The organism is Flavobacterium sp., assembly GCF_039595935.1.
Taxonomy (GTDB): Bacteria; Bacteroidota; Bacteroidia; order Flavobacteriales; family Flavobacteriaceae; genus Flavobacterium.
The window spans coordinates 1,355,830-1,367,805 of the sequence record NZ_JBCNKR010000004.1 but is presented as its reverse complement, the minus strand read 5'-3'; the positions used below and the strand labels follow the sequence as shown (position 1 = coordinate 1,367,805).

10 protein-coding genes are annotated in these 11,976 nt (G+C 33.1%); 8 read left to right on the top strand and 2 right to left on the bottom strand.

What is annotated here, in order from left to right; all coding sequences use genetic code 11:
- Positions 1-62: 62 nt before the first annotated feature.
- Positions 63-971 carry an AraC family transcriptional regulator gene (locus ABDW27_RS05890; RefSeq protein ID WP_343695023.1) on the bottom strand — a complete coding sequence of 303 codons (909 nt, stop codon included), beginning with the start codon at positions 969-971 and terminating at the stop codon, positions 63-65.
- Positions 972-1,148: 177 nt separating this feature from the next.
- Between ABDW27_RS05890 and ABDW27_RS05885 the strand changes: the two genes are divergently transcribed.
- From ABDW27_RS05885 to ABDW27_RS05870, 4 genes are all read left to right on the top strand, one after another.
- On the top strand, positions 1,149-1,730 hold the full coding sequence (locus ABDW27_RS05885; protein WP_343695022.1) for a TetR/AcrR family transcriptional regulator: 582 nt from the start codon (positions 1,149-1,151) through the stop codon (positions 1,728-1,730).
- 65 nt (positions 1,731-1,795) lie between these two features.
- Entirely contained in the window at positions 1,796-2,986 is a 1,191-nt protein-coding gene (locus tag ABDW27_RS05880) for an MFS transporter (protein ID WP_343695021.1), read from the top strand.
- A 409-nt stretch (positions 2,987-3,395) separates the two neighbouring features.
- Positions 3,396-5,258 carry a T9SS type A sorting domain-containing protein gene (locus ABDW27_RS05875; RefSeq protein WP_343695020.1) on the top strand — a complete coding sequence of 621 codons (1,863 nt, stop codon included), beginning with the start codon at positions 3,396-3,398 and terminating at the stop codon, positions 5,256-5,258.
- Between the two features lie 68 nt (positions 5,259-5,326).
- Positions 5,327-5,962: a sugar-binding protein gene (locus tag ABDW27_RS05870; protein WP_343695019.1), complete on the top strand. Its 636-nt coding sequence runs from the start codon at positions 5,327-5,329 to the stop codon at positions 5,960-5,962.
- Positions 5,963-6,258: 296 nt separating this feature from the next.
- On the opposite strand, the gene ABDW27_RS05865 is transcribed toward ABDW27_RS05870, so the two are convergent.
- Complete coding sequence (locus ABDW27_RS05865) at positions 6,259-7,299, bottom strand: substrate-binding domain-containing protein (RefSeq protein ID WP_343695018.1); 1,041 nt, start codon at positions 7,297-7,299, stop codon at positions 6,259-6,261.
- Between the two features lie 320 nt (positions 7,300-7,619).
- Between ABDW27_RS05865 and ABDW27_RS05860 the strand changes: the two genes are divergently transcribed.
- The 4 genes from ABDW27_RS05860 to ABDW27_RS05845 are packed head-to-tail and all read left to right on the top strand — an operon-like array spanning position 7,620 to position 11,972.
- Complete coding sequence (locus ABDW27_RS05860) at positions 7,620-8,528, top strand: sugar phosphate nucleotidyltransferase (RefSeq protein ID WP_343695017.1); 909 nt, start codon at positions 7,620-7,622, stop codon at positions 8,526-8,528.
- Position 8,529: 1 nt separating this feature from the next.
- Positions 8,530-9,633: an aminoglycoside phosphotransferase family protein gene (locus tag ABDW27_RS05855; RefSeq protein ID WP_343695016.1), complete on the top strand. Its 1,104-nt coding sequence runs from the start codon at positions 8,530-8,532 to the stop codon at positions 9,631-9,633.
- Positions 9,634-9,638: 5 nt separating this feature from the next.
- Positions 9,639-10,565 (top strand): NAD-dependent epimerase/dehydratase family protein, encoded by a 927-nt coding sequence (locus tag ABDW27_RS05850; RefSeq protein ID WP_343695015.1) that lies wholly within the window; start codon positions 9,639-9,641, stop codon positions 10,563-10,565.
- Between the two features lie 33 nt (positions 10,566-10,598).
- Complete coding sequence (locus tag ABDW27_RS05845) at positions 10,599-11,972, top strand: sugar MFS transporter (protein WP_343695014.1); 1,374 nt, start codon at positions 10,599-10,601, stop codon at positions 11,970-11,972.
- The last annotated feature ends 4 nt before the right edge of the window (positions 11,973-11,976 follow it).

The window sequence follows — 11,976 nt, the reverse complement described above, 5'->3', positions numbered from 1 at the left end:
TTTTAAATGATTACTGATACAAAGTTGCTGCGATTAAAAAAGAATCATTTGTCGCAAAAGAATTATGATTTGTTTGAAAAGAACTGCTGTTTTACATCATTCGGGCGCATTCCAAATTTTTTATGAAAAGCATTCGAAAACGAACTCAGACTTTCATAACCAACTTCCCAAGCCGATTCCTGAACTGTTTTTTCGCTTTCGCGGAGTAATTCATATGCCTTATTCAACCGTTCTTCCTGAACATATTTAAAAACCGGAATTCCGAATAGTTCTTTAAAATTCTTCTTCAATTTATTGCTGTTGAGTCCCACCATTTGCGATAATTGCGTAATCGACGGAGGCGTAGAAAAGTGTGTTGTTACAATTTCTTTGGCCTGATACAATTTGTTTTTGTCTATTTCAGACAAATCCGATTTTTTATCAGAAGCCAAAAGCGCGTAGAAATGCGCCAAAAGTTCATTGATCTGGCTTTTTAAAAACAATAAACGTGTATTTCCGGTATACGAAGTATTAAATATTTTTTGAACAGCCAGCTGCATTTCGAGCGTCATATAAAAAGACGGACCTTTTACAAAATGTTCTTTCGGATTTAATAATTGCGGCAAATAACTTTCAAAAATTTCTCTTTCGGCTTGCGGAAGCGAATTAAGATTTTTTAGTTTCGTAAAAATACTAATCGATTGTAAAGGCTTATCAGGTTCGATTTTATGGGAGAATTCTACTTTTTGATTTCCAAAAAAACAAATAGCCAAACCCGTAGTGTTTTCCAGATATTTAGTTTGATTATTATGTTTGATTTCCAACTCAACATTGCCCGAACCATAAAAAGCAAAACCCACAGCATCGCCGTCAATTTCGCATTTTTGCACTATAGTTTTATTCGTATTCGATTGTTCTACTAAAACAATACAATCATGTAATTCTATAATATCAGTTGTCATAATTGAGGTTGAGGTTAGAATAAAAAGCATGAAAAGTTACTATTTATTTTTTAAATCGGTGTTTTTAAAAGCGTGATTTAGAATTTATTCGGAATAAAAAAACCTTGTTTTTACTTGGTTTTTAATGATTTATGAAAAATAAAATAAAAAATATTTGGATAATTAGACCGATCGGTCTAAATTTGCAGTGTCAAAATGAAAAAGATTATGAGTAAAGCAGAACGTACAAGACAATTTATTATTGAAAAATCGGCAGAGATTATCAATAAAAAAGGAATGGCAGGAACTTCTTTAAGTGATATTATGGAAGCGACAAAACTGGCAAAAGGAGGTATTTACGGAAACTTTGAAAGTAAAGAAGAAATTTGCAAAGAATCATTTTTGTATTTAAGATCGCAGTTAGCTGCCAAATTAGACAATGCAGTTTCGCAGGGAAAAACTGCAAAAGAAAAGCTTTATAAATTATTGGCGGTTTATGAAAATAAAAATAATATGACCGACGGCTGTCCCATTTTAAATTTTGGGATTGAAGCAGATGATACCAACCCTGTTATAAAAGAACAGGTAAAAAAAGCTATTGGCTCAGCGCAAAAAAGATATACGGATATAATTGAATTGGGAGTTAACAACAATGAACTATTGCCAGAAATTAATCCGGAAAAATTTAGTATTATGGCATTTACAATGATTGAAGGCGCTATTTTGTGCCGAAAAGTTTTTGATAACAATGACCAGATGAAAATTGTTTTAGAAATCTTAAAAAATGAATTCGAAAAATATGTTGTATAACATATTTTTTTTAAAATATTTTAGACCGAACGGTCTATTTTGTAATAAATTAATTAATAATAAGAATGAGAAATTTAAAAGAGGATCATAAAGGATTCAGCACCATATTGGCTTTGGCCTTAATTCCGTTATCAGGTTTTGCGACAGATGTTTATCTGCCTTCGCTTCCGGCAATGACAAAAGATTTGAATGTTTCAACATCGGCAGTACAGCTTACGCTGGTATTTTTTATGTTTAGTCTCGGTATAAGCCAGATTTTTATCGGCAGTATATTAGATAGTTTCGGGCGATTTAAAATCAGTATTGCGTCGCTGGCTGTATTTTCTATAACTAGTTTTATCATAGCACTTTTCCCCAATATATACGTTATATACGCGATGCGAATTATTCAGGGAATTGCCATTGCTTTTATCGTAATTGCGAAACGCGCTTATTTTGTAGATTTATTTAAAGGCGAAAAATTAAAAAGTTACATAAGTCTGTTTTCTATAATTTGGGCAAGTGCGCCTATTTTAGCTCCATTTTTGGGCGGATATTTAGAACACAGTTTTGGCTGGAAATCTAATTTTTATTTCCTTGGCGGATTATCTTTACTTATTTTATTTTTAGAACTTATTTACAGTGGAGAAAGTATCAAAGAACGTCATCCGTTTAAATTCAAATCGATAGCCAATACATATTCGAACATGCTGAAATCTAAGGATTTTACTTTAGGATTCGTAATTCTGGGAATCACTTTTGCGATCGTTTTAATGTTCAATTTATCAAGTCCGTTTATCATAGAACGCATTTTTGGATATTCGGCAATCGAAACCGGTTACAGCGCTTTATTGTCCGGATTATCAGTTATGATTGGCGGAATCACAGCAAAATCATTAATCAAAAAACCATTGGCAAAAAAAGTTGGAACAGCGATAACTATTCAGCTGATTTTAGCTTTACTCATGATTTTTACAAGTCAGTTTGAAAGTAATATTTATACGTTGGTTGCTTTTACAATGGGATTGAATATCTGCGGAGGTTTTATCTACAATATCGTTTTGGGTTATTGTCTAAGCCGATTTTCTAAAAATGCCGGAGTTGCCAGCGGATTAACCGGTGGTGGCGCTTATATGGTAAGTGCACTTTTTAGTTATAGTTTCGTAAATATTTATGCAGTAAAAAGTCAATTTTTATTAGGATTAGCGAACATCTCTTTACTCTTAATTGTAGGTGTAGTTTTTATCATTTTCAATAAATACAGATTGAAAAATTAAGACTCAGAATTACGAATAAAAAACTGCCTTTAAAACCTAAATTTTAAAGGCAGTTTTTTTATACTTCAAATTTTAAAATAAATTATTTTGTAGTATAATATTTATTTGTGCTCAAACACATTTTGTATTTATTCAAAAAACATTAAAAGCATGTAATAAAAAACTTTCAAAATATTAAAATTTTGTGTTCGAACACATTTTTTCTAATTATTTTCTTGCAAATTAGAATACAATATTTACTTTAGTCAGAAATAAGCTTTTTTATGTTATTCAAAAAGAATAAAATAGAACATTAAAACGATGTTTTTGAGTTCGAAATTGAAGTACAGAAAAAGCGTATTTGAAATAGAAAATATTGCAATATTCTATCTATAATTTTTTTTAGTTGTTAACCCAAAATATCAAAATTATGAAAGTCAAGAAAATTACATTTTTTATTTTATTCTGCTTTATACAAGGTTTTTCGCAAACCTATGTTTCTACAACAGGAAACGATACAACAGGAACAGGAACTGCCGCGCTTCCTTATAAAACGATTGTAAAAGGAGTTCAGGCCGCGCCATCTGGAGGAACCGTTTTAGTACTTTCCGGAACTTATGCCGTAACAGGTCCAATTTATGTTGGAAAACCTTTAACAATCCAAAAAAGCGGATCTGGAGCCGTTATTGTAAATGCTTCCGGATGGACAAGTACAGATACTTATGTTCTTGGAATCGTAAATACTAGCAATGTTACCATTGACGGTTTGACTATTTCGAACAAAATTGGAAACGGAAGTAAAGGAATCTGGATTTTGGCCAATTCTGGCGCAACAGCCAATTTAAATAACATCACAATCAAAAATTGTATTGTTAAAAATATCGGCTGGACCAGTAATAATCTTTCGGCAATTCCTGCAAACAGCGGTATTGTGGCCAACGCCATTAAAGTAGATGGTGGAAACGGAACTTATGCCATTACAAACGTAAAAATCGATAATAATGAAGTAAACAATTGTGCTACCGGCTGGGGAGAAGCTGTTACGGTAACAGGAAACGTAAACGGATTTTCGGTTTCAGGAAATACGGTTTATGATATTGCCAATATCGGAATTGTGGCTGCTGGGAATTATTTATCAACCGGAGCTTCAAGTAATAATCAGGCGCGAAATGGTATAATTGCTTCAAACGAAGTTTTTAATTGTATGAGTGCAGTTGCAAACAGTGCCGGAATTTATGTTGACGGAGCTTTAAACATTACGGTACAAAGAAATGAAGTTTTTAGATGTGGAGTAGGGCTTTCTGTTGGTGCAGAACAAAATACTTCAACCGGAAACGGCGGACTTTCTACAGGACATATTGTAAACAACAATTCGGTTTATAACAATGTAATAACCGGAGCAATTTTTGGAGGTGTTAACGGTTCTGGTTACACAACAAGTGTTGCGAATACCAAAATCTTCAATAATACTTTTTATAAAAACAGAACCGGTGCAACCATTAACGGAGTTACAACTATTCAAGGAACTTCGGTTGCTACATTGGCTGATAATTTTGGAGGTGAAGTACATTTTCAAAACAGTTCTGGAATCACTTATAAAAACAATATCATGTATGCAACGACCAATAAAAAAGCATTTTTAGCTTCATACGGATATACAATTTCAGGTTTTGTTTCAAACTACAATTTATATTACAGAGAAACAAATACTGATTTTATCATCGATTTAACGGGAACAAGTTTTAACGGAAGCTCAACAACTGGATCGTATAACGCGGCGCAGTTTGCCACAACAACAGGACAAGATGTTAATTCTGTAGTTGGTTTACCAGGATTTACAAACGCTGCAACTTTTAATTTTACACTGGTTTCTGGAGCTTTTGCGACAGATAAAGGAGATCCAACTTACAATTCGACTTATTCAGGAACTTTGGATTTTGATGATGATATTCGAAAAAGAAACGGAAGAATCGATATTGGATGTTCTGAACTTCAGACAGGATCAACAGCTAAAAAAGCAAATATCGCAGTTGCCGAAGAACAAACAGCAGCGAGTTTTTCTGTTTTCCCAAATCCGGCTTCAGATGAAATCAATATTAATTTCGGAAAAAGTGTCAAATCAGCTAATGTGATTTTATTGGATTTAAATGGAAGAGAGCTTTTAAAACAAGATTTCAGTTCTGTTGAATCAGCAAGAATTAATATTTCAGGTTTAAAGGTAAATTCCCAATTAATTATCCTTCAAATTAATGCTGATAACGAAATAACACACAATAAAATTTACTTAAAATAATGCAGTTCAGGGGCAGAAGATTTTTTCTTTTGCTCCTTTTTCTTTTTAAAATTTCGTACCTTTTTAAAATGAAAAATTACAATGTAAACCGAATCGAAAAAAACATTTTACAAATAAATGGTTTGGGAGATAATCCTTTTTGGAATCAGGCAGAAATTCTAACCGATTTTACTTCGCCCTGGAGCGATTTAGAACCTGAAAAAATAGAATTCAGATCGTTATGGGATACCGAAAATATGTATTTCTGCTACAAGGTTTATGATGATAACATACACATTGACAGACAAGACGATTCTATTGACAGTATTGGAGAATCAGACCGCGTAGAAATTTTTTTCAGAACAGATGAAAACCTGAATCCGTATTATTGTCTGGAAATTGATCCGACGCCAAGAATTATGGATTTTATGGCTTCTCCTAAAAAAAGATTTGATTTTGACTGGAATTGGCCAGAAAATAATCTGTCGGTGAAATCAAGTATAAAAAGCGATCATTTTATTGTAGAATTCTCAGTCAGCATTCAATCGCTGAAAAATTTTCAATTGATAAAAGATAACGTTATTGAAGCCGGAATTTTCAGAGCCAAATATATCAAACAAGAGAATAAACTTTTTGAACCAACGTGGATTACGTGGGTAAATCCAAATACGGAAACTCCAAATTTTCATATCGCCAGTTCTTTTGGAACGCTGATTTTAAAATAGCGAAGATTTAAACACATAGAGACATAGGTTTAAATGTGTAAAAAAAGAATATCAAAAAAAGAATATCAAAGAAACAAGTTTCTACACATAGTTCTCAAAGTTTGTCATCTCGACGAAGGAGAGATCTGCGCAAGAAACTCCGCATGAAAAATCGTCAATCTTTGTAGAGTTTCTTGTGCAGATCTCTCCTTCGTCGAGATGACAAGATTGTGTGTGTATTGATGCAAGTGAAATGCCTTTTAAGCACCACAAAAAACCTATGTTTCTATATGTTTAAATAAATACCCGCAAAGAAACTATAAAAAATAATCCTTAGCGTTCTCCGTATTTACAATATCAATTGGAAGTAACTTTTCAGGGCTGATTTCTTTTTCAAAAATAAAATGCTCAATCAAACTTGTCGTTCCAAGATAAGCCTGACGTTTCGGGTTTTGATGAATCAAAAAGTCTATCGTTTTATTGTTCAGATATTCCAGATTATTCTCTAATAAATCATAACCCACAAGCGCAATTTTTCTTTCAGGATTTTTCGAAATAATCTTCGCAACCTGATACGCTTTAGAAGTCGTAACAAAAAGACCTTCAATAGCTGGATTTGATTCCAGATATTCTTTTAGAGTAGTTTTAAACTGCGGATGTTTTACTTTGAAGGTTTTAACTTCGAATTTTCCTTTTTCAAGTGAATCAAAATAATCTCGGAAACCTTTCTCTTTTTCCTGCATGTGAATAGCGTTTTCGTAATCTTCATCAATATGAACAATTGCGATGGTACCTTTCTTAATCAATAAATCTAATAAACGCGCGGCGATTCTTCCACTTTGAAATAAATCCTGTCCAACAAAACTTTTGATGGCGCTCGATTTAAGCTGATTATTAAAAATACTCGAAATAATGCCTTTAGAATTGTAAGTTTCAATAGCGTCAAGAGCTTCTTTATGAAATAACGGAACAAGCAAAACCGCATCTGGAGATGAATTTAATACGTTTTGATTCGTTTCTACGAAAGAAGAAGTGCTAGTAGGATCAAAAAGGAAAACCTCCACTTTTACGTTAAAAGATTTAAACTCTTTTTTAGCTTCATTAATGCCATCAATGCAAGGCTGCCAATACGGATCGTTTGCAGAATCAGGAATTAGGACGCAGATAGAATAAATTTGTTTTTTCTTTAAGCTTCGTGCCATCAAATTAGGCTGGTAATCAATCTTGTCCAGAACTTCATTGACTTTTTTCAAAGCATCTTCAGACACTTTTCCTCTTTTATGCAAAACGCGGTCAACAGTCCCTTTTGAGACTCCCGCAAGCTCCGCAATATCCTTAATAGTATAAATCTTCTCCATATAGAAACAAATATATATAAAAATCAAATATGAGAAAATATTAAATTACATGTGTTCGAAAACATTTTTATTGTGTTCGAGCACATTTTAACACAATTTTCTTTTTTTATAAAATATTAATATATACTTTAGCCGAATATTAATCACATTACGCATGATATTAACGATATAATTGTCAGATTAATATTTATTTTTCATTTTATAAGAGAAATTTTCAATATCTAAAAATTACAAAATAACCGCTTTTATAAAACCATTTAGAAAAGCCGAAAAAAGACCAAAAACTTTAAAAATAATAACCAACTAATAATACTATTTAAATGAGCAAAAGTAAACCTACTCTCGTGATCCTGGCGGCAGGTATTGGAAGTCGATATGGAGGATTAAAACAGTTAGATACATTTACGCCCGAAGGAGATACCATTATGGATTTTTCGATATATGATGCATTACAGGCAGGTTTTGGAAAATTTGTATTTATTATAAGTAAAAACATTGAAGAAGAGTGTAAAGAAATATTCAATAAAAAACTGGAAGGAAAAGCTGAAGTAGGATATGTTTTTCAGGAAATTGAAAATGTTCCCGCACAATACTTAAATCCCGAAAGAAAAAAACCGTGGGGAACCGGACACGCACTTTTAATGGCTAAAGATGAAGTAACAGAAAACTTCGCCATCATAAACGCCGATGATTTTTACGGAAAAGAAGCTTTTGAAATTATGGCAAAAGCCTTGACAGAAATGGATAAAGAATCATACAATTTTAATATGATGGCGTATCTTTTAAAAAATACTGTTTCAGATCATGGTTTTGTTTCCAGAGGAGAATGTCAGGTTGATGAAAATAATTATTTAACCGATGTTACAGAACGCACTCACATCGAAAAAATAGATGGAAAACTGATGCGTAAAGACGATAATGGAGAATTTATTCCGATTGATGAAAATACAATCGTTTCTATGAATTTTTGGGGATTTACACCAAAATGTTTTGAGTTTGGAGGCGCACTTTTTGAGCAATTCCTAAAAGATAATGAACACGATTTAAAAGCCGAATTTTTTATTACATCTGTCGTAAACGAGATTTTAAAATCAGATAATGCGTCTGTCGAAGTGCTTCAGTCCAATGCAAAATGGTTTGGGGTAACGTATAAAGAGGATAAAGAAATAGTAAAAAAAGAAATTGAAAAGTTAAGAGCGCAAAAAGTTTATCCAACAAATCTTTGGTAATATGACAGCCGAACAACTAAAATTTATATTCGAACAGTTTGATCATATTGAGGTTTTCAAAACCTTTGAAGAACTGTCTTCCGGTCATATTAATGACACTTATTTGCTAACAACTCAAAGTGGTAAACAATTTATTTTACAGCGCATAAACGAAGGCGTTTTTAAAGATGTTCCGGGTTTAATTGCTAATAAAGTCAGCGTTAGTAAACATTTACAGAAGAAATTAAAACATTTGTCTGAAGCCGAATTAAAGCGCAGGGTTTTAACTTTTATCGGAACAAAAAAAGGCATTTTTTATTATCAGGATAAAGATGGAAATTTCTGGAATGTAATGGTTTATATTGAAGGAAGTCTGACTTTTGAAACCGTTAAAAATGAAGAAATTGCATATGAAGGCGGAAAACTTTTTGGTGAATTTTTAAATCTTACCAGCGATTTTGATGCCAGAAAATTGACAGAAGTAATTCCGAATTTCCATAATATGGCATTTCGTTATTCACAGTTTGATACGGCTTTAAAAGAAGCTTCTGGACAAAGAATCGAACAGGCAAAAATCTTAATTCAGAATGTTAAGGATTTAAAAGAAGAAATGCATATTCTTCAAAATTTAAAAGATGCCAAAAAAATTAAATTAAGAGTTACGCACAACGATACAAAAATTTCAAACGCACTTTTTGACCAAAACAAAAAAGGACTTTGTGTAATTGATACTGATACTGTTATGCCCGGAATTATTCATTATGATTTTGGAGATGCGATCAGAACTATTTGCAATACAGCGGCCGAAGACGAACAAAATTTAGATTTGGTAAACTTCAATCTGGAGTTTTACAAAGCGTATGTAAAAGGATTTTTAGAAAAAACGAATTCATCACTTTCGACATTGGAAATAAAATATCTTCCGCTTGGCGCAAAAACAATGACATTTATAATGGCACTTCGTTTTTTAACCGATTTTTTAAATGACGACGTGTATTATAAAACAGAATATCCGGAACATAATCTGGATCGTTCAAGAAACCAGTTTAAGCTGATTGAAAGTCTGTCGGAACAATTCAAAGAAATGGAAGATTATAATTTGAATTTCGTTGGATCATTAAAATAAAAAAAATGAAAAAATATGTAATTACCGGAGGTGCCGGTTTTATAGGAAGCCATATTGCCGAACATTTATCCAGTCAAGGACACGAAGTTTTGATACTTGATAGTCTTAGAACGGGATTCGAACACAATCTAAACGGATTAAATGTTGAATTTGTAAAAGGCGACATTCGCGATGAGAATCTGGTTAACGAAGTAATAAGCGGAGCAAGCGGTGTTTTTCATTTAGCAGCTTTAGTAAGCGTTCCGGAATCTCTTTTGAAAATCAAAGAATGTATCGAAATCAATACCATCGGAACAATTAATATTCTCGAAGCAGCAAAAAATAATGCAAATTGTAAAGTCGTATTGTCAACATCGGCAGCGAATTATGGAAACAATCCGGTTTTACCGAAAGTTGAAACCATGTTTCCGGAACCAATGACACCATATGCCATCACAAAGTTAGATGGAGAATATTATTTGAAAATGTATTTAGATCAATATCAGGTTCCAACAGCTTCTTTGCGATATTTTAATGTATTTGGTCCGCGCCAAAATCCCGAATCGGCCTATGCGGCGGCAGTGCCTATTTTTATTAATAAAGCACTTCAAAACGAGCCTATAACTATTTACGGAGACGGCTCGCAAACCAGAGATTTTATTTATGTAAAAGATGTTGTAAAAGCTAATATTCTGGCTTCGCAAAAAGGAAGCGAAACCTATAATGTTGCTTTAGGACATAGTACATCGGTTTTAGAACTTGCTGAAAAGATTATAAAAATCACCAATTCTAAATCGCAGATTAAGTTTTTAGACGAAAGACCCGGCGATATTAAACATTCTAAAGCAAATCCTGAAAAATTCAACCAATTAGGTTTTAAACCAGAGTATACAATCGATCAGGCATTAGAAGAAACGATTCTTTTTTACCATCAGCAATTAGTCAGTAAATAAATCCAAAATTAACCTAAAACCAAAACCAAAAATATGTCACAACTAGATCTTACACTAAAAAAAGAGCAAAACAGCACTTTGATTCCTATGGTTATTTTAACCTCATTGTTTTTTATTTTTGGATTCGTAACCTGGTTAAACGGACCGCTGATTCCATTTTTTAAATTAGCGTGCGAACTAACTGAATCACAATCGTATTTTGTGACTTTTGCCTTTTATATTGCCTATTTTGTAATGGCGATTCCGTCTTCATTTTTAATTGAAAAATTAGGTTATAAAAACGGAATTTCAGTTGGATTATTAATAATTGCCGTTGGTGCATTATTATTTTATCCCGCCGCTGAAGCCAGAACTTTTGGACTTTTCTTAATCGCTTTATTTGTAATGGGAACTGGTTTGGCAGTTTTGCAAACGGCTGCAAATCCGTATGTTGTTGTAATTGGTCCGCGCGAAAGTGCCGCAGCGAGAATCAGCGTTTTGGGAATTGCAAATAAACTGGCAGGTTTTCTCGCTCCGTTATTATTGACATCTTTGGTTTTGTCTAATATTGGAGATTATTCGGCTGATAAAATTGCCGTTATGACTTCGGTACAAAAAGAAGCGGCTTTAGATGCATTGGCTTTGCAATTGCAGTCGCCATATATTTATATGGCAGTGATTATGCTGGTTTTGGCTGTTTTGGTAAAATTTTCTCCACTTCCGGAAATTGATTTAGATGATGAAGGACAAGTAGAAAATCTGAGTATTTTCAAACAAATAAAAGCCGCTTTCAAACATCCGCAATTGGTTTTCGGCGTAATTACCTTAATGGTTTATATCGCTGCCGAAGTTTTAGCCGGAGATTCCATCGGTGGATTCGGAAAACAATTGGGAGTTTATGGAGAAAACGGCTCTTTCTATCTAAAACTGACTTCGTTTACTATGACTTTTATGGTTATCGGTTATATTTTAGGAATTACCTTGATTCCGAAATACGTTTCTCAGGTTTCTGCTTTAAAAGTTTCTGGATTTTTAGGACTTATTTTGGTTGCTTTAATCGTAATACTTTCTCCAAAAATTATGGTTCATTTACCGGGAATTCCACAATTACCGTTGATTATTATTTTGGTTGCTTTATTAGGTTTGGCAAATGCACTTTGCTGGCCGGCGATCTGGCCAATGGCACTTCAGGATTTGGGTGGATACACAAAAATTGGCGGTGCAATTCTGATTATGGGAATTATTGGCGGTGCCGTTTTTCCTTTATTTTACGGAATGATTGCCGACTCAATTAATGCTTCTAATGTGGCAGCGGGAATTACAGAAACCGCAAAAAGTGGAAATCAATTAGCCTATTTAATATTATTGCCAGCTTATTTAATGATTGTGTTTTTTGCTTTTAAAGGACATAAATACAGGAAATGGTAAGTAA